At 38.7% G+C, this 24,225-nt stretch carries 22 protein-coding genes; 11 read left to right on the top strand and 11 right to left on the bottom strand.

From position 1 onward, the window contains the following. Positions 1-3 precede the first annotated feature (3 nt). Complete coding sequence (locus J8L71_RS16590; RefSeq protein WP_211001513.1) at positions 4-315, bottom strand: BolA family protein; 312 nt, start codon at positions 313-315, stop codon at positions 4-6. Between the two features lie 53 nt (positions 316-368). Beyond that, positions 369-980, bottom strand: coding sequence for an alpha-ketoglutarate-dependent dioxygenase AlkB (locus tag J8L71_RS16585; protein ID WP_211001512.1), 612 nt, complete (start codon positions 978-980; stop codon positions 369-371). 42 nt (positions 981-1,022) lie between these two features. Between J8L71_RS16585 and J8L71_RS16580 the strand changes: the two genes are divergently transcribed. From J8L71_RS16580 to J8L71_RS16565, 4 genes are read left to right on the top strand one after another with little or no spacing between them, the layout of a single operon-like run. Continuing rightward, positions 1,023-2,165, top strand: a complete 1,143-nt coding sequence (locus J8L71_RS16580) for a methyltransferase (protein WP_211001511.1) — start codon at positions 1,023-1,025, stop codon at positions 2,163-2,165. Further along, positions 2,166-2,726 (top strand): YajG family lipoprotein, encoded by a 561-nt coding sequence (locus J8L71_RS16575; RefSeq protein WP_211001510.1) that lies wholly within the window; start codon positions 2,166-2,168, stop codon positions 2,724-2,726. It begins immediately after the preceding gene. Positions 2,727-2,728: 2 nt separating this feature from the next. Then, entirely contained in the window at positions 2,729-3,349 is a 621-nt protein-coding gene (locus J8L71_RS16570; RefSeq protein WP_211001509.1) for a peptidylprolyl isomerase, read from the top strand. A gap of 46 nt (positions 3,350-3,395) precedes the next feature. Beyond that, positions 3,396-4,775, top strand: a complete 1,380-nt coding sequence (locus J8L71_RS16565; protein ID WP_211001508.1) for an MFS transporter — start codon at positions 3,396-3,398, stop codon at positions 4,773-4,775. Positions 4,776-4,844: 69 nt separating this feature from the next. Here J8L71_RS16565 and J8L71_RS16560 read toward each other — a convergent pair whose 3' ends face one another. After that, positions 4,845-5,084 (bottom strand): helix-turn-helix transcriptional regulator, encoded by a 240-nt coding sequence (locus J8L71_RS16560; protein WP_007584874.1) that lies wholly within the window; start codon positions 5,082-5,084, stop codon positions 4,845-4,847. Positions 5,085-5,523: 439 nt separating this feature from the next. On the opposite strand from J8L71_RS16560, the gene J8L71_RS16555 reads away from it, so the two are divergent. Then, a complete protein-coding gene (locus J8L71_RS16555; RefSeq protein WP_211001507.1) occupies positions 5,524-5,712 on the top strand; it encodes a hypothetical protein in 189 nt (62 codons plus the stop codon). A gap of 49 nt (positions 5,713-5,761) precedes the next feature. Here J8L71_RS16555 and erpA read toward each other — a convergent pair whose 3' ends face one another. After that, positions 5,762-6,100 (bottom strand): iron-sulfur cluster insertion protein ErpA, encoded by a 339-nt coding sequence (gene erpA / locus J8L71_RS16550; protein ID WP_008169708.1) that lies wholly within the window; start codon positions 6,098-6,100, stop codon positions 5,762-5,764. 264 nt (positions 6,101-6,364) lie between these two features. On the opposite strand from erpA, the gene J8L71_RS16545 reads away from it, so the two are divergent. From J8L71_RS16545 to J8L71_RS16525, 5 genes are all read left to right on the top strand, one after another. Next, the gene (locus J8L71_RS16545; protein ID WP_211001506.1) at positions 6,365-8,047 is read left to right on the top strand and encodes a chloride channel protein; all 1,683 of its coding nucleotides are present in this window, start codon (positions 6,365-6,367) and stop codon (positions 8,045-8,047) included. Positions 8,048-8,062: 15 nt separating this feature from the next. Continuing rightward, on the top strand, positions 8,063-8,497 hold the full coding sequence (locus tag J8L71_RS16540; RefSeq protein WP_058547254.1) for a CopD family protein: 435 nt from the start codon (positions 8,063-8,065) through the stop codon (positions 8,495-8,497). Positions 8,498-8,613: 116 nt separating this feature from the next. Beyond that, entirely contained in the window at positions 8,614-9,630 is a 1,017-nt protein-coding gene (locus J8L71_RS16535) for an aspartate carbamoyltransferase (RefSeq protein WP_211001505.1), read from the top strand. A gap of 35 nt (positions 9,631-9,665) precedes the next feature. Then, positions 9,666-10,946, top strand: a complete 1,281-nt coding sequence (hemL, locus tag J8L71_RS16530; RefSeq protein ID WP_211001504.1) for a glutamate-1-semialdehyde 2,1-aminomutase — start codon at positions 9,666-9,668, stop codon at positions 10,944-10,946. Positions 10,947-11,112: 166 nt separating this feature from the next. Continuing rightward, the gene (locus tag J8L71_RS16525) at positions 11,113-12,954 is read left to right on the top strand and encodes a methyl-accepting chemotaxis protein (protein WP_211001503.1); all 1,842 of its coding nucleotides are present in this window, start codon (positions 11,113-11,115) and stop codon (positions 12,952-12,954) included. Positions 12,955-13,020: 66 nt separating this feature from the next. On the opposite strand, the gene mrcB is transcribed toward J8L71_RS16525, so the two are convergent. The 4 genes from mrcB to J8L71_RS16505 form a co-directional block, all read right to left on the bottom strand. Further along, positions 13,021-15,363 (bottom strand): penicillin-binding protein 1B, encoded by a 2,343-nt coding sequence (gene mrcB / locus J8L71_RS16520; protein ID WP_211001520.1) that lies wholly within the window; start codon positions 15,361-15,363, stop codon positions 13,021-13,023. A gap of 150 nt (positions 15,364-15,513) precedes the next feature. Continuing rightward, positions 15,514-16,743, bottom strand: coding sequence for an ammonium transporter (locus J8L71_RS16515; RefSeq protein ID WP_211001502.1), 1,230 nt, complete (start codon positions 16,741-16,743; stop codon positions 15,514-15,516). Between the two features lie 11 nt (positions 16,744-16,754). Then, positions 16,755-17,093 carry a P-II family nitrogen regulator gene (locus J8L71_RS16510; RefSeq protein ID WP_004587162.1) on the bottom strand — a complete coding sequence of 113 codons (339 nt, stop codon included), beginning with the start codon at positions 17,091-17,093 and terminating at the stop codon, positions 16,755-16,757. Positions 17,094-17,303: 210 nt separating this feature from the next. Beyond that, positions 17,304-18,527: a response regulator gene (locus J8L71_RS16505; RefSeq protein WP_211001501.1), complete on the bottom strand. Its 1,224-nt coding sequence runs from the start codon at positions 18,525-18,527 to the stop codon at positions 17,304-17,306. 376 nt (positions 18,528-18,903) lie between these two features. On the opposite strand from J8L71_RS16505, the gene J8L71_RS16500 reads away from it, so the two are divergent. Then, a complete protein-coding gene (locus J8L71_RS16500; protein ID WP_211001500.1) occupies positions 18,904-20,421 on the top strand; it encodes a carboxypeptidase in 1,518 nt (505 codons plus the stop codon). Between the two features lie 50 nt (positions 20,422-20,471). On the opposite strand, the gene J8L71_RS16495 is transcribed toward J8L71_RS16500, so the two are convergent. The 3 genes from J8L71_RS16495 to J8L71_RS16485 form a co-directional block, all read right to left on the bottom strand. Further along, on the bottom strand, positions 20,472-22,697 hold the full coding sequence (locus tag J8L71_RS16495; RefSeq protein ID WP_211001499.1) for an ATP-binding protein: 2,226 nt from the start codon (positions 22,695-22,697) through the stop codon (positions 20,472-20,474). Further along, on the bottom strand, positions 22,684-23,493 hold the full coding sequence (locus tag J8L71_RS16490; protein WP_211001498.1) for a phosphate/phosphite/phosphonate ABC transporter substrate-binding protein: 810 nt from the start codon (positions 23,491-23,493) through the stop codon (positions 22,684-22,686). The genes J8L71_RS16495 and J8L71_RS16490 overlap by 14 nt, the downstream gene beginning before the upstream one ends. A gap of 93 nt (positions 23,494-23,586) precedes the next feature. Further along, on the bottom strand, positions 23,587-24,216 hold the full coding sequence (locus J8L71_RS16485; protein WP_348771820.1) for an START domain-containing protein: 630 nt from the start codon (positions 24,214-24,216) through the stop codon (positions 23,587-23,589). Positions 24,217-24,225: the final 9 nt, after the last annotated feature.

Genomic DNA, 24,225 nt, shown 5'->3' with positions numbered 1-24,225 from the left:
TTCTTAGTCAAGCTTTGAGCCGCCTAAGCAATTAGGAGAATCAGGCGCTTCGCCGTCGTGCTCCGTAAATTCATCAGGTGTGTAGGTATGAATAGCGAGTGCATGTATGTGATTTGCTAGTTCATCTTTTAATATTTCATTAATTTGGCGATGGCGTTGTAACAAACGCTTACCTGCAAATTCTTCACTCACCACAATTACTTTAAAGTGTGATTCAGTGCCTTTGCTGTGCATGTGGCTTTCGTTTATTACATTTAAATGCTTACAGGCGATAGCATTGCTGATTTTTTCTTGAATTTGTTGCTGCATAGACATAAAAGACCGTTTGATTAGCTAATTTATCAACTTACTATAACAACTTAATTTAACTAACTAAATTGCTTTTGTTTAATGCGTTCAATAAATCGGTAAGTTAAACTAATTCGCGGATGTACAAGTGTTGTTTGCTTTGGTATCGCGTGTTGATAATCGCGCTGACTATGCCCGTTCATAATCAAACAACTCCCACTATGAAGCTTCAAATCAGTCACTTTATTAGTCGCTTTTTGTTTGAGCTTTAAAACGCGCTCAGCACCTAGCGATATACAAACAATAGTAGGCTCTGGGCCAAGCTCTATCTCGTCATCGCTGTGCCAGCCCATAGTATCGTTGCCATCTCTATAATAATTAACAAGTAACGAGTTAAGCGGCTTATTTAAATGAAGCTCTAGGCGTTTTCGCATATTTAACAATATGTCATTCCACGGCTCGACTATTTGTTTACTATGCGAATAGCCGTATTCAATATTTAAATCGCTCATAAAACATTGCAACCGAGGGATAGGGCCTGTTTTACCGTAAACAGTGACATCGGGTTGCTGCCAGTGTAAATTTTTTTGAAGATAATAAAACAGATCGAGGCTTTTTTGCGCACTAAGTGCCCTACTTTGATAAGAAAAGCCATTTGGTAACTGTTGGGGGTTGGCGTTTTGCCGTTGCATGTTAGAATTTACCTACATTAGATTACTGATCAACAAACCATTATGACGACGCAAGCCCAGCTAGGCGATAAAACCTTTACTCTTGAACGCTTCCCTTTGGATCAAAAAAACCGCAGTTTACAAGCGTGGGATTCGGCGGATGAGTACCTTATCAATTATGTTAACGAACATCACCCTGAATGTCGCTCTTTGCTTATTTTGAACGATAGCTTTGGTGCGCTTGCTTGTTATTTTAATCAATTAACGGTTTGTTCAGTTAACGATTCTTATATTAGCCACCAAGCTGCAGCTTACAATTTAAAAGAAAACAAACTATCTACAGCAGAATTTACACAGCTCGATAGCTTGTCTGCTTTACCAGAAGATGTTGATTTAGTACTTATTAAAATTCCTCGTAATGTTGGATTTTTACAATTTCAACTTAGTGAGTTAAGCGAAGTACTTGCACCGGGTACACCTGTTATTGCTGCCGGTAAAACAAAAGAAATTCATAACTCAACAATAAAGGCCTTTGAGCAATATATTGGTGAAACGAAAACAAGTTTAGCGGTTAAAAAGTCACGTCTAATATTAAGCACGGCTAAAGGTGGTTATAAAGCCGCTGATTTCCCTGTAACGTGGGAACTTGAAGGCACAGAATTTAATATAACAAACCACGCCAATGTGTTTTCGCGTGATTCGCTAGATATTGGTGCTCGATTCTTTTTTAATTATTTGCCGCAAACCCCTAAAGCAAAAAGCATTATTGATTTAGGCTGTGGTAATGGTGTGGTTGGTTTAATGACACTATCTCGTTGCCCTAACGCATCGGTTACGTTTGTTGATGAGTCATACATGGCTGTGGAGTCTGCAAGATTAAATGTAGAGCTTAACCAAGGTGATAAATTTGATAACTGCGAATTTATTGAAAATGACTGTTTAACAGGTTTTGAAAGAGACAGTGTGGATATGGTTTTATGTAACCCTCCATTTCATCAAGCTCAAGCAGTTACAGATCACATAGCATGGCAAATGTTTAAACAAGCAAAAGACACGCTAAAAGAAGGTGGTGAGCTGCGTATTATTGGTAATCGTCATTTAGATTATCATGACAAGTTAAACCGTATGTTTGGTAACTGTAAGTTATTAGGCTCAAACAAAAAGTTTGTCGTTTTAAGTGCAACTAAAAATAGTGGAATGCTATAAATGAAATTAACACACATTATAGTTACGTGCTGCGCACTACTTGTACTTACCGGCTGCGCAAAGCAACCAGGCCAAGTAATACTTAATCCTGTTTATAAAAATGGCCAAATTAGCACTATCAATAGTAGCTTAAGCACCAGTGTAATTGATTTACGTGGTGATACATCCACTCTTAAACTAATAGAGTCAGACAAAACTAAAACCTTTGCAAGCCAAGGTATAACTGACTCAGTTAAAAGTGTTTTAGATAGCGCTCTTAACCGAAACGGTGCAAGTATATCTAACTTAGCCACAGTACGCTTTGAAGTCGACATTCACGCGCTTCAAGCCGTTGTGACTGAAAAATTAATGAGCCATACCAGCGAAGCGACTATTGAGCTTGGAGTACGTGTTATCCGCTCTACTAGTAATTTCAGTAAAGTATATCGAGGAAGTGCAAACCTTGAAGGTCCACTTAGTCATGAACGTGCAAAAATTGAAGGCCAGCTCAATAAGTTGACTGAACAAATTATTACCCGCATTGTATCTGACCCCGAATTAATAGAATTTTTAGAAGGTTAACTATGAAACGACTTTTTTTAATCTGCTTAAGCCTATTTGTAAGTGTAAGTACCTATGCAGCCCAAGAAGGCCGCTTTGTGCAAAAAGATAACATTTTTCCACGCGTTGAAATTGTTACGTCAATGGGCAGCATAGTGGTTGAACTTGATCGCTCGAGAGCGCCTATTACGGTAAATAACTTTTTAACGTACGTATCTGATAAAAGCTACCAAGGGAGTGTTTTTCATCGTATAGAGCGCGATGTAGAAAACGATCGCGATTTTGTTATTCAAGGTGGCGGTTATGACAAAGACTACGAAGGTCTTCACGAAAACGACCCTATATTTAACGAAAGCGGTAACGGCATGAAAAACGATATGTATAGCATTGCTATGGCGTATCAAGACCGCGAACCTCACTCAGGCACTCGTCAGTTCTTTTTTAACATGGATAATAACGATCACTTAAACCCTGGCAAAGATTGGGGTTTTGCAGTTTTTGGTAATGTTATGGAAGGCTACGAAACTCTTGATAAAATTATGGCTGTTGAAACTGATTTTAATGAAAAAATTGGCTACGATTTTGTGCCTAAAAAACCTGTTGTTATTTTAAATATTAAAGTGCTTGAGCAAGTACCATTATAATTTATGAGGTGCAACTAAGTTGCACCCTACCGCCAATGAAGGCCCTATGAGCAAATCTCTCTCTGTTAGCGAATACTTTTCTTATTTTAAAGATAAACGCTTAATCAATATTTTTATATTTGGCATGAGCAGTGGTTTCCCGTGGGTTTTGATTGGCTCAGTTATGTCGGCGTGGTTAAAAGATGAAGGCTTGAGCCGCAGTATGATTGGCTTATTTGGTATTGTTTTTGGCGCTTACAGCATTAATTTTTTATGGTCACCTCTGATAGACCGCTCAAAACTCCCCTTTTTATATAAATGGTTAGGCCAAAGACGCAGTTGGATTCTATTTTGCCAAAGCTTTATGTTCATAGGCACGCTGATGTTAGCTGGCCTTGATTTAAAAGCTAATTTAGCAATTGCAGCGGGTCTATGTTTACTAATCGCAGTAGCCTCTGCGACTCAAGACATTGCAATCGATGCATTTAGAATAGATACCCTAAACGAAAACGAATCGCACAAAGCCACTGCTGCTGCTGCCATGGCAACATCGGGTTGGTGGACAGGCTACGCGCTATTAGGTGCCATTCCTTTTTATATGGCCGATATTCCCTCTTTAGATTGGCCACAAGTATATTATTTTTTAGCCGCCGTAATGTTACTGCTGATGAGTGGAGTGCTGTTTGCTAAAGAGCCTAAATCAAACCGAGAAGCGGTTCATGCTGAGCTTGAACGTGTATACATAGAAAAACTAGCCAGTATTAAACAAACTCCGTTTACTAAAATTATCGCTTGGCTTGGTGTAACAGTAATAGATCCATTTAAAACCTTTTTTGCTAAAAATGGAGTTAAAACTGCCCTCGCGCTACTTGCATTTATATTCTTATTTAAAATTGGCGAAGCGTTCTTAGGACGCATGTCGATCGTTTTCTATAAAGAAATAGGATTTAGCAATAGTGATATAGCTACTTTTTCAAAAGTAGGCACGGCAGTTTTAACTATCGCCTTTACGTTTGTAGGTAGCTTGTTTAATCAAAAATACGGCATTGTTAAGGGGCTATTTATAAGTGGCGTTGCAATGGCTGCCTCTAATTTAGCATTTTCAGCTATTGCACTTGTAGGGCCAAATTTAGGGCTATATGCATTTGCTATTGTGATTGACGGTTTTACTCAGGCTTGGTCATTAGTAGCTATGGTCGCGTTTATATCAATGTTGTGCGATCGTGCTTTTAGTGCGACTCACTATGCGTTATTAGCATCACTTGGTAATTTAGGCCGTACCTTACTTTCGAGTTACAGTGGTGTGGTTATTGACGATTGGCTATTAGGGAATTGGGCGTTATTTTTTGTTTTAACAGCTTTAATGGTTATACCGTCGTTAATATTTTTATATCTGATTCGGCATAAGCTCTATGAACTTGAAAGTAACTACCATAAAAATATTTAATGCATCCCTGCATTAACGATTGCTTAGCACTATCAAGTGCCCCTCAAAGTGTACTAAGCAATGTTTAAGTTAATCTACTTTTAATAAGCTTAAAGCTTCATGTGGATCAACTTCTAAGGCAGTACAATAGCGAACAAACTCAATAACATCTAAACGGCGCTCTTGGTTTTCAATTTTGCCGATAAACGAGTGAGGCGTTCCAAGCACTTGCGCTAGGCTTCGCATTGTATGACCCTTTTCATGGCGCTTACTTTTAAGCCACTTCGTTAGCTTTGCATTTTCTTCAGAAGAAACTGTTTTGCCCATCATTTTACATCTCCTACTAGATGATTTGACTTACCCGTTAAAGCAGTAGTCTATCAATAGCTGTAGGCAAGTAAGCAGCTGCACTTATTTTAACTTCAATAGCAAGCTATCACTTTAAAAAGTACTTGTTGCTACCCCACCCACATAGCTAAAAGAACACTACGCTATAAACGTGGTACATATTTTTATTAAGAATGAAATTTTGCCCGTCTCATTCTTGGATACATTATATACTATTAACACTTTGGTTGAATAACTAATTACATACTCGGTATAGATTTAGCTCCCTACAAACATTTATAAATGCTGAACATTAACCCTAAGTATTCAAAAATATTACTGATTTTGCTTTTTATAGCAAAAAAATAAAAAAGTTTTTGTAACAATCTAACCACTACATGTTTATGATTAAGTAATAATTAGCTTTAATTAAGGTTAAGTAATGTTCAGACTTTTATTTTTATTACCTGTAGTGCTGTGCTTAGGCTGGTATGTTTTTTTACGACAAAATGGTGTACCGATTAAACAAGGTAAAAAAGGATTTATGTATATATTAGGCTTTTCGGCCTTTGTACTGGCTTTTTTTGTATTCATAATACAGATCACCGAATACAGCCCTAGCGAATTATAGGCATTAAAAAAGCCGCAAACGCGGCTTTAATATATAAGCAAGTAATTAACTAAACACTAAAGCTTGCACCACAACCACAGGTTGTTGTTGCATTAGGATTAGATACAAAAAAGCGCGCACCTTCCAACCCTTCAGTATAATCAACTTCGCCATCTACTAAGTACTGAATACTCATAGGGTCAATAACTAGTGTTACGCCATTTTTAACGATTTCTAAATCGCCAGGATTCGCTTTTTCATCAAAGGTAAAGCCATATTGAAAACCTGAACAACCGCCACCTGTTACATAAACACGCAGTTTTAGCTCTGGATTTTCTTCTTCGTCGATTAACTGTTTTACACGTACAGCAGCTGCATCGCTAAACTTAATTGGTAATTCTTCAGACATTCTAAAACCCTCAATATCGCAATGGCGTGATTATCTAATACCCGAGTGTTTTAATCAAGTATAGTAAAACAACTCTTTCATTTAAGTTATACAGTTTAACAAGCTAAAGTTTTGTATATTTCAAAACTATTTTGCTTATGTTCAATGCAAGCCTATACACAGTAATAATTGTTAATATAAGTTACAAAATTTTCAAAATCACAAGGACTTAGCTTAACTCTTTTGCTAAAATGCTCGTTGAAAAAATGTGGCGGAGAATACAGCATGTGGCTTGAACAGCTCAGGCGTCGATTAGCAAAACCAAAAACATCCGTACAATTATGCTTATTAGGCGTAAGTGCCGGATTAATTGCTGCATTTTTTATCATTTTATTTCGTTTAACTATTCTGTTTTTTCAAAGTTTATTTTTAGAAACCCCAGACAACTTTACAACGTTACCTACGCTTGAACGTGTATTAATGCCTTTGATTGCAGCGCTACTTATTGCCACATTTGCAGCCCTAACTGGTTTTAAGCATTACCGCTTAGGTATTCCATTTGTTATTCACCGTATTAAACGCCACTACGGGCATATGCCGCTGTACAACACGGTAAATCAATTTGTCGGTGGCGCACTGGCATTAATTAGTGGTTTTTCGGTTGGCCGAGAGGGTCCATCGGTACATATGGGCGCCACTGGTGCGAGCATCTTGGCGGATAAACTGCATTTACCGCATAACGCTATGCGTACTTTAAGTGGTTGCGGGGTAGCGGCAGGTATAGCGGCTTCATTTAACACACCTCTCGCAGCCGTTATTTTTGTTATGGAAGTGGTGCTTCGTGAATATAAAGTGCACATATTCGTACCTATTATGTTAGCAGCTTTAACAGGCGCACTGGCTACACAGTTTGTGTTTGGCGAAGGCTCAGAGCTTGCGCTTATTACAATTGCACCGTTGAGTGGCTGGCATTATCCGTACTTAATTTTATGCGGTATGGCACTAGGTGCTATTGCATTTAGCTTTAATCAAAATTTAATGTTAATTATTAAAACATTTAAACCTTTAAGTATGTTCCCTCGTTTATTAATTGCAGGTTGTATTGCAAGCTTAATAGCGTACGCAGTACCTCACGCAATGGGCTCTGGAATGAGTGCAATTACCATTGCAGTTGAATCTCCCGATAATGTAAAACTACTAACAACTATTTTAATAGCTAAGTTATTGGCCACATTATTTGCTATTGGCTTGGGTATTCCTGGCGGATTAATTGGCCCTGTAATTGGGCTTGGGGTAATTATTGGTACATTAATGGCATTTTTAGCCCAGTATATAAGCCCTGGAACCGACATTGCGGGTACGTATGGTGTTTTAGGAATGGCGGGATTACTAGCCGCGACACTGCATGCACCTCTTGCAGCATTAACAACAGTGATGGAACTTACCTCTTCGCCAGAAATAATAGTTCCCGCAATGTTAGTTATTACTACAGCTTATGTAACCGCACTGCAATTTTTTGGTAACCGCTCTATATTTTTACAACAGTTAGATTTTCAGGAATTGCCGTATCATGTATCCCCTGCCACTGAAGCGCTACAAAAAGTGGGCATAATGGATGACATGGATGAAGACTTTAAATTGCTGTACTCAGACGATAAAGAACAGATAAAGAACACCCTAGATGCCATGGATAGCCAAACACCGCTAATAGTGTTCGATGAAGAAAACGGCTACCGTCTTGCAGAGTACGACTTAACATTAATGTCGGGCGAGACCATAAATATAAACTACATTAGCTTGCAAGGTATAAGTAGCCAAGCAACCTTAGCTGATGCTTTTGATATGCTAAAAGACAAGCGCAGTGGCGCTTTGTATGTATTCAACCTATTAGATAACCAACAAATAATGGGCTTGTTACGCTGGGATCAAATTCACCATATTTTAACCATTCGTAACAGCCTGCTTTAAATAATAAGGGTTAATATGAGCGCTTTATTAATTTATAAAACACTACACATTTTTTTTATGATTGCTTGGTTTGCCGGTATTTTTTACTTACCTCGGCTTTTTGTATACCACGCAATGAGCGAAGAAAAAGCCTGTAACTCTATGCTTAAAGTAATGGAGCGGCGGTTACTCTTTTTTGTAACACCATTTGCCATTTTAACAGCCGTTTTTGGTGTGCTCACCATTGTAGAGTATGGCCGTGAGTGGTTCAGATACAGTATGTGGCTGCATTATAAACTAGTGCTCGTGATCATATTATATATATACCATGGCTACTGCTTTAAATTACTAAGCGACTTTAAACACGATCGAAATACTAAAACAGATCGGTTTTATCGTATTTTTAACGAGCTTCCGGTTATTGCGCTACTAATTATTGTTGCGCTTGCGGTAATAAAACCTAATTTATAAGCTTTGTAGCGCGTGTTAAACTGCGCTGCAATTTACACAACTTGTTATAACACGCGCGATTGCGTGCCCCACTTTTTTGGATTATCGCGCCCTTTTGATTGATTAGGAATAACCCCATGTTAAGTTTCCAAGGTGAGCATATACTGTCGGTAAATCAACTCGACAGAGACTGCATTGAACGTATTTTTGCAGTAGCAAAAAAAATGGAGCCTTATGCTAAAAAGCAAAAGCAAACAACAGTGCTTGAAGGCGCTATTTTAGCGAATTTGTTTTTTGAGCCAAGCACGCGTACGCGCGTAAGTTTTGGTACCGCCTTTAATTTACTTGGTGGTGGTGTACGCGAAACAACAGGCATGCAAAGCTCAGCCCTTGCAAAAGGTGAGTCTCTTTACGACACGGCACGCGTTATTTCTGCTTACGCTGATGCCGTCGCTATGCGCCATCCTGATGCAGGTTCTGTAAGCGAATTTGCTGACGGTTGTACCGTACCAGTTATTAACGGTGGTGACGGGCCAAACGAGCACCCTACTCAAGCCTTGCTCGACTTACTAACTATTGAGCGTGAGCTAAATCGCTTTGATCAAAATATTGATGGTATGCATATAGCCCTTGTAGGCGATTTAAAATATGGCCGCACTGTGCACTCTTTATCTAAATTATTGTGCCATTACAAAAACGTGAAATTTTCTATGGTGGCACCTGATGGCCTGCAAATGCCCGATTACATTTTAGACTCAGTAGAAAACGCAGGCCATAAAATACAGCTAGTAAACAAAATGGAAGGCAATTTAGCTGCCGATATTGTTTATCAAACACGTATTCAAGAAGAGCGTTTTCCTTCACAAGAAGAAGCAAATAAATACCGTGGTGGTTTTAGAATAAGCCAATCTATTTATAATGCACACTGTAAGCCAAACTCAGTACTGATGCACCCGCTGCCTCGTGATAGCCGTTTAGAAGCTAACGAGCTTGATAACGACTTAAATACTAACGACAATTTAGCAATATTCCGCCAAGTACAAAACGGCGTATTAATTCGTATGGCACTGTTTGCTTTAACGCTCGGCGTAGAAAATAAAGTCGAGCAATATGAAGTAGACGTACCTTGGTTTAGCCGCAAACGCGACAGCTAAACACTTTTACCAAGCGACAATTTATAGGATGTTTCATGACAATTAGCCAAGATTTATTTAATCGTGCACAAACTTCAATTCCTGGTGGCGTAAATTCACCTGTACGTGCATTTAACGGCGTAGGTGGCACGCCACTATTTATTACTAAAGCTGAGGGTGCCTTTACCTTTGATGCCGATGGTAACCGTTATATCGATTATGTAGGTTCGTGGGGCCCAATGATCATGGGCCATAACCACCCAGCTATTAAACAAGCTGTTCACGAAGCGGTAGAAAACGGCTTAAGCTACGGCGCCCCTACCGAAGCTGAAATTTTAATGGCTGAAAAAGTAAAAGAGCTTGTCCCATCAATCGAAAAAGTACGCATGGTGAGCTCTGGAACCGAAGCTACCATGAGCGCAATTCGTTTAGCCCGTGGTTTTACTAATCGTGACAAAATCTTAAAATTTGAAGGTTGTTACCACGGCCATGCTGACTCGTTACTAGTAAAAGCAGGCTCAGGTGCATTAACAATGGGCGTACCAAATTCACCAGGTATTCCTGAAGATTTTGCTAAGCACACGCTAACAGTATCGTTTAATAACCTTGATGAAGTAAAAGCTATTTTTGAAAAATACGCGGACGAAATTGCCTGTATTATTGTTGAGCCAGTAGCGGGTAACATGAACTGTATCCCACCTACTGAAGGTTTTTTAGAAGGTCTGCGCGCAGTATGCGATGAATACAAGTCAGTGCTTATTTTTGACGAAGTGATGACAGGCTTTCGTGTTGCATTAGGTGGTGCACAAGCATACTACAACATAAAACCTGATTTAACATGTTTAGGTAAAGTTATTGGCGGGGGCATGCCAGTTGGCGCATTTGGCGGTAAAACCGAAATAATGGATTATATTGCGCCTGTTGGCCCTGTTTACCAAGCTGGCACTCTTTCTGGTAACCCTATTGCAATGGCTGCTGGTTTGAAATCACTTGAACTATTAAGTGAGCCTGGTTTACACGATAAGCTTGAGGCCATTTCTAAAGCAATATGTGAAGGTTTTGAGGCAGGCGCTAAAAAAGCGGGTATTCCTTTAACAACTAACTATGCGGGCGGCATGTATGGCTTTTTCTTCACCGATGCTGAAAAAGTGACAACTTACCAACAAGCGACAGAATGTGATTTAGAACGCTTTAAGCGCTTTTTTCACCTAATGCTTGAAGAAGGCGTATACCTAGCACCTTCGGCATTTGAAGCAGGCTTTGTCTGTGCAGCACATACAGAACAAGAAGTACAAGCAACCATTGAAGCAGCTGAACGCTCATTTGCGAAACTTTAGAGTTATATAAATATTAACCACTTGTTTTACCTATAATATTAAGATTAAAGATAGAAAAAAGCCCGAAAGGGCTTTTTTTATTTGTAAAGTAATATAAATGAATAATAATTAGACATAACAAGGTCTATATATTTTTATCCCCTTTACAAAAAAATAAGAGAGTCTTATGTCAGGATTACGCCAGTTTGCCTCCCCTGCAATTCAGCTTATGGCAAATTTAAAATACAAAACAAAAATAAGCCTGATGTTTGGAATACTATTACTCCCTCTTGCCTTAAGCCTATTTTTTTTAGTGTCGTTGTTAAGTGAAAGTATTGCCGTTTCAAAAATGCAGCAACAAGGCTTAAAAGGCTACAGAACAATAATCTCAAACCAGATGCAAGGTGATACTGATAAAAATATTAAAGTAGCTCGTGCTCTGGGTTTTGATATAAAGAATGACCAAGCAAATGAAGTACTGGAACTTGTTTCTATTCAATCTAATTTAGCGCTTGATAACCAACTTGCAAGTGCCTATGTAAATCGCTCCTTAGTAACGCCCATTCCTGCACTTATAATGCAAATTAATGCGACAGCACAAAGCGCAAATACGGTATTGGCAAGTAATCGCTTTACGCCAGATACGTTTATCGCGCTTTCTAATTTCAGTAAATCTTTGCCTTTATATGAGCTACAGCTCGATAAAGTATTAAATGTAGCGACTAATGCGGATAAATCCGTAAATAAAACACTAACGCCCTCGCTCACTAATTTACACAGTGCAGTAGAGGCGTTTAAAACAGCTATAGATAAAAAGCTACTAGAGCCTGACGATATACTGCTAACGCAAGCCGAATTCAATCAATTAACAACCCAAGTGCACAGCAGTATCAGTAAACTTGTTGATAAAAGTATCCCTACTCTTGAAACCCTCATTGAAAATAAGTTTCAAACACAGCAATGGATCAGAAACCTAGTATTAGCAGCATCTGTTATAAGTTTACTTTTTGCGTTTTACTTAATGATTGGCTTTTACTATGCAGTAGTCGATACCATTAATCGCTTTGCCGAAGCTGCGCAAAGAGCAGCAAATGGCGACTTAAATGCGGTTATTAACTCAAGTACTAATGATGAAATGGATATTATTGCAGCGCGATATAACGCACTTCTTAATGCCTTTTCAAAACTTTTGGAGAATGTTAAAGCAAGTACTGTGGAGCTATGTGGCGCCACTAAATCGCTTTCACAGGCAAGCAGCCAAACGAGTAACGATGTTGAAAAACAGCAAATACGTGTAAATGCTATCCATGATGCGCTAAGTAATATGGAGCAAAGTGCAGTGAGTGTAGAAGAGTCTGCTAATCAAGCGATGTTAACAGCGCAAGATGCAGCGCAGCATGTAAAGCAAGGCTCTGACAACACCATGGAACTTGCTAAATACATGCAAGACCTTCAAATTGAATTTACCGAAAGCCAACAAGCGCTAGATCGACTCGCCCAAGACAGCCAAGAAATTAGTAAAGTAAGTAAAGGCATTAGCGAAATAGCCGATCAAACCAACCTATTAGCCTTAAACGCAGCAATAGAAGCGGCGCGAGCTGGTGAGCATGGGCGTGGTTTTGCCGTAGTAGCAGATGAAGTAAGAACCCTTGCACAACGTACACAAACTCAAACGCAAGAGATTCACCAAATAATTAGCTCACTTCAACAAGCCTCTGAAGATACACAACAAAAAATGCGTTCAAGTGTTCAGAAGATGGAACAATCAGTAAAAGCTGCCACTGAAACGAACGATGTTTTACAAAGTGCAGAGCACAGCATGGGCGATATAAAACACCAAGGCGAGGAAATAGCACTTCGTGTTAAAGAGCAATCTAACGCAACCACTCAAGCATTAAGCGATTCTCAAGAGGTAAGTAACTTAGCAGACCAAACTCTTCTCTCTGCGCAATCTACACTGCAAGATGCTCAGCAGCTTAGTCAGCTATCTGATGACTTAACTAAATCAATGCAGTTTTTTAAATCTTAAGAATAAATAATAGCCCATAAAAAAGCCGCTAAACAGCGGCTTTAATATTTTATATAGCTTTATAAGCTAGCGTATACATTGCGGTCTTGGTTCAAACTCACTGGCTCTGAGCGGTAATTGAATCACCTTGCCACAGCCTGGTGGTGCTTGCTTAGCAGTTTGCTCATTCACAAATGCCCAGCGTATTGAGGGTGGACGTGTATCGGCAATTGCTTGCGGGTTAAGAGGTTTTAAATAACGAATATACGCTTCTAATGCGCCCACGCTGCCCGTCAAACCGGTACTCTTATTATCATCTCGACCTAGCCACGCAACAGTAACTGTGTTTTGATCAAACCCTGCAAACCAGCTGTCGCGTAAATCATTGCTCGTGCCCGTTTTACCTGCTAACTGAATTGATGGAAAGTGTAAATTTAAACGTTTTGCTGTGCCGTCTTTAGTTACACGCTTCATCGCGTACTTAGTCATGTACATAGCAGCCGTATCAAAACGAGCCTCTGCTTTTACTTTATGTTTATAAAGTACTTTCCCCACTGAGTCCGTTAAGGCAGAGATTGCAGTAAGCTCTTTGTACTTCCCATCAGCAGCTATGGTGGTATAAAGCTGAGCTACTTCAAAGCTCGACATTTCTAAAGCACCTAATAGTAATGATGGGTATTCCCTAATTTGACCTTTAGCGCCAAGCTTTCTTAGCGTGTTAGCTACCTTATCAACACCTACATCTAAGCCTAAATTTACAGCTGGAATATTAACGCTTTTACTAAATGCTTTATATAGCGGCATTGCGCCGCGATATTGATGATCAAAGTTCTCTGGTTGCCATATTTTACCTTGCTCATTGGTGACTTGTACTGGGGAATCATCCAGTAAAGTGGCTAAATTATAATGCGGCAACTGTAACGCGGTTAAATAAACGGCAGGTTTAACTAGTGAACCTATATTACGCTTGGTATCTAATACTCGGTTAAAGCCGGAGTAACGTACGTCGCGCCCAGCGACTAAAGCCGACACACCGCCTTTTTCGACGTTTACTGAAATCATCGCTGCTTCAAGCTCTTTTGTATTTGGGCGTTTTTCTAAGTACGGCAAACTTTTTTGAATCGATTCTTCCATTGCAGTTTGCTTTTGCAAGTCAAAATAAGTAAATACACGAACACCTGCATCAAGTGTTTGCTGATCAGGCAATAATTTATTTAGTTCTCTGTTAACGAGTTCTAAATAACCAGGGTAAGATTTTTGTAAGCTTGCTTTCATCGGCGCAATATCAATTGGACGTTTTAGCGATGCACGGTACTCTTTAGTGCTTAATAGCTTGTTTTCAACCATTAAGCGCAGAACTAAATCGCGGCGCTCCATAGTTCGCTCTTTATAACGGCGAGGGTTATAATAAGACGGCCCTTTAACCATGGCCACCAGCAGTGCAATTTGATCATATTCAAGTTCATCAACTGGTTTTGAAAAATAAAATTCAGATGCCAGGCCCATGCCATGTACACCTTGGTTGTACGATTGACCTAAATAAACCTCGTTTAAGTAAGCTTCTAAAATCTGATCTTTTGAATAACGGTAATCTAAAATAAGCGCTATAAACGCTTCATTTATTTTGCGAACCAAAGAGCGTTCACGCGTTAGGTAAATATTTTTTGCAAGCTGCTGCGTTAAGGTACTCCCACCTTGAACGGTACGCCCTGCTTTAATATTTGAATAAAGCGCGCGCAAAATAGAAAATACTGACACACCATGATGTTGATAAAAATCACGATCTTCTACCACAAGTAGCGTGTCTTTCAACATAGGTGGAAATTTATCGAGTGGTACAAACTCCCTATCTTGTTTTGAATCATTCCCTATACGTGCTATTTGCACAGGCTCTAGGCGAGCACTGTTTAGTCGTCTGCCAAATTTATCTTTAATGGTTGCTACTTTTTGCCCTGCAAAACGCAGTTCAATGATATGTGCTTCTTCAAGACCATCGTAAAATTCAAAATCACGGCGATAAATTTTTATACTATTTGCTGTTTTAACAAACTGTCCTGTGCGGCTTAGTCTATTAACAGATGAATAGTTTAAACGCTCTAACTCAAACACAACTTCATCGCTAGATAAAAACTGTCCAGGGTAAAACTCCATTGAACGTGCGTACACTTGTGCAGGTAACTGCCACTTATTTCCTTCAAAAATACGCGTTGTTTTTGAGTCTAAATAAATAAAGTACATCGCCATAGCAATAAAAACGGCTAAGCTCAACTTCCAAAAAACCGACCATGTTTTTCTCATAAATGAGCGTTTAACAACTGTACTTGAATTTTTTTTAGTCGTTTTTGTTTTTGATTTACGTGTCGAACTAGTTGCTTTAGATGCACGTTTAGGAGTGGTTTTACTACTGGGTATTTTTTTGTTATTGGCCATTTTTAAGTGTAATTTATTCCAAAGTTCATTCACGAGTGTGAGCTTAGCATATTGGCTATACCCTAACACCTGAAAAGTTAACCTTCCCTGAAACGAAAAAAGCCCTACAGAGGTAGGGCTTTGTAAAACACACAATGATATATTTTTGAATTAGTTGCTGCGAACAGATACAAATTCAGGGTAAGCATCAACACCACAATCATGTTGGTCCATACCTGTTAACTCTTCTTCTTCGGTTACACGAATGCCCATAGTTTGCTTTAAAATAGCCCATACAATAAATGAGGCTACAAAAACAAAGGCTAAGATAGTCACTAAACCAATAAGCTGTGTTACAAAGTTAGCATCGCCGTTAGATACAGGTACCAACATAATACCTAGCGCGCCACACACACCGTGTACAGAAATTGCACCAACCGGGTCATCAATTTTAGCTTTATCAAGAGCAACAATGCTAAATACAACTAATGAACCACCTAAAATACCTAGTAAACAAGCCATTAATGGTGATGGTGAAAGTGGGTCAGCAGTAATAACAACTAAACCTGCTAATGCGCCGTTTAGTACCATAGTTAAATCAGCTTTACCCCATAACACTTTACATACAAACAGTGCAGCAATTGCGCCCATTGCAGCAGCAGCGTTAGTATTAAGTAAGATTTGACCTACAGCCGTTGCATTTTCTTTATCTGAAAGAAGTAATTGCGAACCACCGTTAAAACCAAACCAACCCATCCATAAAATAAACGTACCTAATGTAGCAAGTGGTAAGTTAGAACCTGGAATTGGGTAAATTTCACCGTTTTTACCGTATTTACCTTTACGAGCACCTAACAGTATTACACCCGCTAAAGCAGCTGCAGCACCAGCACCATGAACAATTGCAGAGCCTGCAAAGTCAACAAAGCCCATTTCTGATAAGAAACCGCCGCCCCATGTCCAGTAACCTTCCATTGGGTAAATAAAGCCAGTTAAAACAACTGCAAATGCTAAGAAAGCAAATAACTTCATACGTTCAGCAACTGCACCCGATACAATCGACATAGCCGTTGCAACAAATACTACTTGGAAGAAAAAGTCAGATTCTAATGAATGGTCAGCATCGGCCGCTTGCGTGCCAATTAATGCGCCAATTGAAGGGATTATGCCGCCTTCGCCATTGTCTACATACATAATGTTGTAGCCAACTAATAAAAACATGGTACATGCGATAGAGTACAATGCCACGTTCTTCGTTAAAATTTCAGTGGTGTTTTTAGAGCGAACTAAGCCCGCTTCTAACATGGCAAAACCTGCTGCCATCCACATTACTAGTATTCCCGATATCAAAAAATAAAAGGTATCGAGTGAAAATTTGAGTTCTACAATTGTATTTTCCATTAATCAGCCCCTTAAATTGCTTCTTCATCAAGCTCGCCCGTACGGATACGAACAATTTGATCTAAGTCGTACACGAAAATTTTACCGTCACCTATTTTACCTGTTGAGGCAATTTTAGTGATTGCTTCAACTACGCGTTGGCAATTTTCAGTACGAGTTGCAATTTCAAGTTTGATCTTAGGAATAAAATCTACTTGGTATTCTGCACCACGATACAGCTCTGTATGGCCTCGTTGACGTCCAAAGCCTTTAACGTCAACTACGGTCATCCCCTCAATACCTAGATCAGCAAGTGCTTCACGCACATCGTCTAATTTAAATGGTTTTATGATTGCACTAATCATTTTCATAGCGGCCCCCTCGGACTCTTTATTGTTATCCTGTTGACTTTAATAATCCAACCTTTGTGCCACTATTAAAAATAATTAAATATCATAAACTTAAGCTTAAAACAGCAATTTAAAACAAAAAAAACGCACCTATTTGGTGCGCTTTTTTTACAACTTAGCTACATTGGTGCACCATTTAGTGCTGCACATATACTCATATTTTAAAGTACGCTAAAAAACACAATTTCTGCCTTCGTTTTTAGCTTTGTATAATGCTTTATCAGCGTTGCGCATTGCGTCGGTTAAGCTGGTATTTTGAAAATCAGCTAAACCTATACTGGTCGTAATTTTCAGTACTTTATCACTAATGGAGAAGTCGTAATTTGCCACTTTTTTTCTGAAAGCCTCAAAATACTCACGCCCTCTTGATAGTTCTATATCTGGTAAAATTATAGCAAACTCCTCCCCTCCTACACGGGCTACTATAAATTTAGCAAATGTACTACGTATTAATGCACCTACTTGTTTTAAAGCCTGATCGCCGCCTTCATGGCCAAATGTATCATTAATATTTTTGAAAAAATCGATATCAAGTAATGCTAACGTGTTATTTTGGTTATTATTTTTTAAAAGCTTTTCAGCATATTGATAAAAATAGCGTCGATTGTGTAAGCCAGTTAAATGATCTCTGTGTGCGCTTTCTTTAATGTCAGCAATTAAAGAAAGCTGCTCCATTGTTTGCAAAACACGACAATGAAACTCCTCATTCATAAATGGCTTTGTTAAAAAGTCATTTGCGCCGTACTTAATAAATCGTGCCGATAAACCGTGTTTACCAGCTCCGGATAAACCAATAATTCCCAAATCATCGCGGCCTCTAAAGTTACGTACTGCTTTAACAAGCTCAAAACCATCCATTGAAGGCATTGCATAATCTGTCATCAGCAATTTAATGTCTGGATCTGCTTTTAAGATCTCAAGCGCTTGTTGCCCATCATGAGCATCGGTAACATCAAACAGTTGCTTTTCAAGCATTTGTTTCATTAACGAACGACTCAATAATGAATCGTCAGCGATTAGGGCTTTACAACCTTGGTTTCTTAAAAGCTGAGCGACCAATTTAACGGCATAATGATAAGAGTCGCGGTTATCTTTAATAACGTAATCAACCACGCCTAGCTCTAGCATTTGCTGGCGTTTATATTCATCTATTTTTGAGGTAAGTACCACGGTAGGAATTTTGTTAAGCAAAGTGTACTTTGCAACTTCGCCATTAGGAGCATCTGGTAGTGTTAAATCGACTAGTGCTAAGGAATAGTTATGTTTTTCTACGAATGCTTCACACTCAGCTAAAGTCCAAGCAAAATCAACAGCTACATCAAGATACTGCGCTGTTAAGTGGCGTAATACCTGCTGTACTACTTTACTGTCTTCGACCACCAATACTCTTTGCATAAAGCTTTTCTTACCTTTAATAAATTTGTAGCCATGCTACAAATACAACACTTAAATTACTTAGTTCGATGACTGAATAACGTTAATTGAACATCCGGTGTGAGTGCTACGAAATGCTAAAAGCAGAATCCATTTACTTTTTTGAAATGGCTTGTATTTAAAGTCAATACAAACGACGTGTACTATAACCGATATTGACGGTTACCAAGATAATATACGTTTTTTTGGAACCTGTAGACCTTTCATGGTTAAATTTGTTCAACCTAAAGCAGAACATATTTTACTTAACTATTATTATCGACCACTTGTCTCAATACTTTTGTTATTTATGCTAATAATGTTTTTAATAGTTTATCAACAATAATAAGGACCCTCCATGAAGCTTAGTCGTATTATAAGTTTACCGATAACTATCATTGCCATATTTATAACTACAGCATCATTTGCAGATAACCAACGCCGTATTGATGTAGACAGCAAAGTTGTAACCCAACATAAAGCCAAAATTAACGGGGAACGTCTTTCGTATACTGCCACAACAGGTACGCAACCTGTGTGGGATGATAAAGGCGATGCAGTTGCTACGCTGCAATACACTTACTACACTCGCGATAAGGTAGACGATAGAGCAAGTCGTCCGTTACTTATTTCATTTAATGGCGGGCCAGGCTCGGCTTCCGTATGGATGCACTTAGCCTATACTGGCCCAAGAGTGTTAAAAATTGATGACGAAGGCTACCCTATTCAGCCCTACGGCGTAAAAGATAACCCTTATTCTGTTCTTGATATTGCCGATATTGTGTATGTAAACCCTGTAAATACTGGCTACTCACGCGTACTTGAAAATGATAAAGGGGAGCTTTTATCAAAGGCTCAACAAAAAGAAATGTTTTTTGGCGTAAAAGCCGACATAAAATATTTAGCTGAATGGCTAAACACATTCGTAAATAGAGCAGAGCGTTGGCGTTCACCTAAATTTTTAATTGGTGAAAGCTATGGTACAACACGCGTATCAGGGCTTGCCCATGAGCTTCAAAACAGTCAATGGATGTACATAAATGGGGTTGTATTAGTGTCGCCGACTGATATTGGCATAAAACGCGACGGGCCTATAAAAGCGGCCAATCGCTTACCCTACTTTGCCGCGACTGCTTGGTATCACAAAGCACTTAGTGCAGACCTACAATCTAAAGACTTAGATGACTTGTTACCTGAAGTAGAGCAATTTACAGTCAATGAATTAATTCCTGCGCTCGCTAAAGGCGGTTTTATTGGAGCTGAAGAAAAACGTCGTATTATTAAAAAAATGGCGAAGTATGCGGGTCTTTCAGAAACATTTGTTGAGCAAAATAATTTAGATATTCCAACTCAATTTTTTTGGAAAGAGTTATTACGTGAAAGAGGACAAACAGTAGGGCGTTTAGATTCTCGCTATTTAGGTATAGATAAACGCGATGCAGGTGAGTCACCTGATTACTGGGCTGAGCTTACTTCTTGGTTACACTCTTTTACCCCTGCAATTAATCACTATTTGCGTGAAGAGTTAAACTATAAAACAGACATAAAATATAATCTGTTTGGTAATGTTCACCCATGGGATAGAACAGGTAATAATACCGGTGAAAATTTACGCTTAGCAATGGCGCAAAACCCATACCTTAATGTGATGATTCAATCAGGTTATTTTGACGGTGCTACTAATTACTTTGATGCAAAATACACTTTATGGCAATTAGACCCAAGTGGAAAAATGAAAGATCGTTTAAGTTTTAAAGGTTACCGCAGCGGTCATATGATGTACCTTCGCCATGCCGATTTAAAAAGCTCTAATAACGACCTACGTGATTTTATTGAGCAATCACTCCCTAAAAGTGGTCAAGCTGCTAAATATTAAACGCTTTTATAACACTCAATAAATGGCTCAAATTGAGCCATTTTTTATGTCTATTTTTCATACTTTAAGCAATAGCTTTTAAGCTGAGTAACCACCTCGTTAAACGATACTTCTAGGGTTTTCATGTGTTCAATATCAATTGAGTTACCTTCTGCAAGTGATTCAATTTTTTGACATATATCGGCAAGTTTAATAGCTCCTACTGATTTAGAAGACGATTTTAATGCGTGAGCCTGAAAAGCTAAATCTGGGTAATTGTTATTTTTAGCGTATGCGCTTGCAAGCTTTACCTGTTCACCCGCAGTTTGTAAAAACGCATTAAACACCATGCAATGGACCATTGGGTCATCACCGAGCATTGATCTAAGTAAAGGAAGATCTAATTGATCAAATGCGCCTGATTTTACACCTGCTAACGTGCTTTGTTGAGGTTGTGTATTCATCATGGTTTGAGAGTGTTCCATGAGAAGAGACTTAAGTTTTACAAGCTCAATAGGTTTAGTTAAAAACCCGTTCATACCTGCATTATAACAATTATCTATATTATTTTTAGTAATGTTAGCGGTGATGGCTATTATAACTAATTCATTAAATTGCTGGTGACTACGTATTTTTTTTGCAAGCCCAAGTCCATCAAGTAAAGGCATTTGAATGTCCGTTAATAATATATCAAATTGGCTATTTTGAAGTGTCTGCCACGCTTGCTCTCCATTACTCACAAAGGTTGAACTGACTCCAAGCATCGTAAGTTGTTGCTTTAAAACTTGCTGATTAGTCACCTGATCCTCGGCGACTAATACCTCAAGCGTGGGAAGGCTTACAGCATTTAAATTTTGTTTTGTTACTTTAACGGTATGCTCTTGTAGTGGTAAATTTTCCTGTTCAAAAACGTTAAATGTTAAGGTAAAGCATGAACCCTTTTGTTGCTCACTTTCAGCACTCAGAGCCCCTTGCATTCGCTCCACTAACTGCTTGGTTATGACTAAACCTATTCCAGTACCATTTACTTTACTTGTTTCAGCACCTAAGCGGTCAAAGGGTTTAAATAAACGATTCATGTCATCGGGCGCAAAACCACACCCCGTATCAATTACCTCTATTTCACATTGTTTATTACTCAATACTCTGCAGTTAATATTAATGCTGCCATTGGATTTATTGTATTTTATGGCATTAGAGAGCAAGTTAAGCATAACTTGTTTAAAACGGCGCTGATCCACGTAAATACTTAAACCTTCAAGCTCGTCAAAACCACTGGTATGGATAGAAATTGATTGGCCTTTTGCAAGTTCACCAACAAGCTCAACTGAACTTTCAAGAATATTTTTTAGTGGTGCATAGTCAAAAGTAAACTGCATATTACCCGACTCTATAGCCGTTAAATCAAGTACATCATCTATTAGTAATAATAGATGCTCACCGGCTTGATAAATGCTTCTCCCATTTTCTTTATGTACCTTACTGGCCTTATCATCATATTCGTATAACTGTGCAAGACCCAAAATAGCATTAAGCGGTGTTCTTAGTTCGTGACTCATACTAGCCATAAAGTCAGACTTAGCCTTACTCGCAGACTCCGCTTGAATACGTAAACTGTTTAACTTTTGATGGTTGCTTGCAACTTCATTAACCATATTATTAAACGCACTTATCACACTGCCTACTTCATTTTTTTGCTTTTTTTCAATATGACAATCAAAGTCGCCTTTAGCTAAACGTGCAAATGATTGCTTTAATTCCCTAAGTGGCGATGTGACCCTATAATCAACAAGCCACGCTACGGCAATAAATACAATGGCCAAAATCATCAACTGTATAGATATTAGTGTGTAGTGAAGTTTCGATGATTGAGCAACTTCGTCCTCAAAGTTAACAACTAAACTAATATAGGCAAGTGGTTTATCCAAAAATTCAACCTGCTGAGTAAGCAGCATATCGCCACTATTAGCAGTGCCTATCCAATCATCGAGCGGATATAATTGGTTTCCTGTTTGCGCATCAACAATTTTAATGCCTTTCCAGTTTGAATGTATTTGCAGTTGACTGTCTAGCTCTTCGTATAGCTGCGCATATTGCCTAGTAAGTAATGGGGTAGTAATAGATGTTGATAACTGGACGAGCGATCGCTGTGCAGATTTTGATAAGTCGTCATTTACCCAGCGAGCCTGCTCAGGTAAAGCATAAAATATGAAAAGGCTTGCCATCAGTAATCCACATAGCAATACAACAATAAAGCTTTGCGCTCTTAAGCTCCTAAACCCTCTAATTTTCAACATAAAACTCACGTAATCCCCAACGGGACAACTGCTGATATTCAGCCAAAGTAGCAATTTCAGGAATGTTAATGGGTATGCCCTGTAGTAAGTGTCTGTCGCTAGGGCTTTTGCCTATTTGTAAAATAGCCTGCTGTACTTTTTTTTGTATCGGCTCTTTTACTCTAGGGTGACCCACAATCGGGTGACGACTTATCTCACGCGTTTTATAAATAACTTTAAGCTTACTTTGTAAGTTTTTAGATTGTTGCTTTAGCGTACCAAGCACCCCACCGCCAGCTTTTGTCGAATTTAGTGCTACATTCAGATAAACAGATGAATGAGTTTGTACATAAACTGGTTTTATTTGTAAGCCATACAGTAGCGCTAAATCAGCACGCATAAGTAGTGACGCCCCCAATGCATTAGGTGCAGGAAAGGCAATTTCAGCTCCATCCAACTCTTCTACACTCTCTATACCACTATTCTCGTTAACAACTAGTACGCCTTGTAATTTCCTGCTAGCGTCTTTTATCAGAGGTATATAGCCTTGTTGCTCGTATGCAATTACGCTGTGCCAGGGGTTCATATAAGCAAAATCATACTCACCATTAGCAAACGCTTGTTCAAATACCGGAATAGACTCAACAGTAACTAACTTTATTTTTATGCCTGTTTGTTTAGATACTTGCGCAAGTAAAGGCTGCCAAATAGCATTTAGTTTTTGAGGCTCATATTGAGGCACTACCCCGAACGTATATTCTTTTGCAACTAAGCACGAACAGTACAATAAACATAATAGCGTAACTACAAACTTCATTAGCGCTCCTAAATATAGTTACTAAGTATCTTATACTTAATAGCTTAGTTAACGAACACTAAACTCACCATAAAATTATTACATATTCGGTATTTAGCATTTACCGGTTTTAATAAGAGGAGGTGTTGGTGTGTATTTTTTATGTGTAAGCAAATAATGTAAACTCACAAATGTGTTGTAGGTACTTTTCAGTCCAACCTTATTACTTAGCCAAGTAGGTATTGCACCGCTAGGCAGAGCATATACTTGGTATTCAATCGTAAGTTGGTCTTTGGACTCAGTGAGAAGCCAGCGTGCGTTTAAAGTCGTAATTCTTATAACGCCATCATTTTTTGGCAACACATTAGAGCGAGCATTAACAAGTAATTGGCTTTTATTTGCAGTTAACTGTGAATAACAAGTGTGGGTAATACTGTCTCTATCCCGCACCGGCCAAGGTGAATTAATATAGCTGTAAACTAAATTTTCGGATGGGCTTATATATTTAATTGTTTTTACTTGAGATACGTTTTCGAGCCATTTGGGGGCGGTCTTAGTATCACTTAGTAATGCTAAAAAGTCATAGGTGGATATACTATTAACGCTCATCTGCGCTTTTACTTTAAAAGTATTATCACTGGAATTTTGATAAAAAACCCTTACGCCATTTTTGTTTTTATACAAATGCCAGACTGGCTCAGCGTAAGAATTGGGACTCATTAATAAAAAATAATAACGAAGCACATCTGTAAT

Origin of the sequence: Pseudoalteromonas sp. MMG007, from assembly GCF_018100985.1 — a bacterium.
Taxonomy (GTDB): Bacteria; Pseudomonadota; Gammaproteobacteria; order Enterobacterales; family Alteromonadaceae; genus Pseudoalteromonas.
The sequence above is the reverse complement of the archived record's forward strand: the minus strand, read 5'-3'. Positions and strand labels throughout refer to the sequence as shown.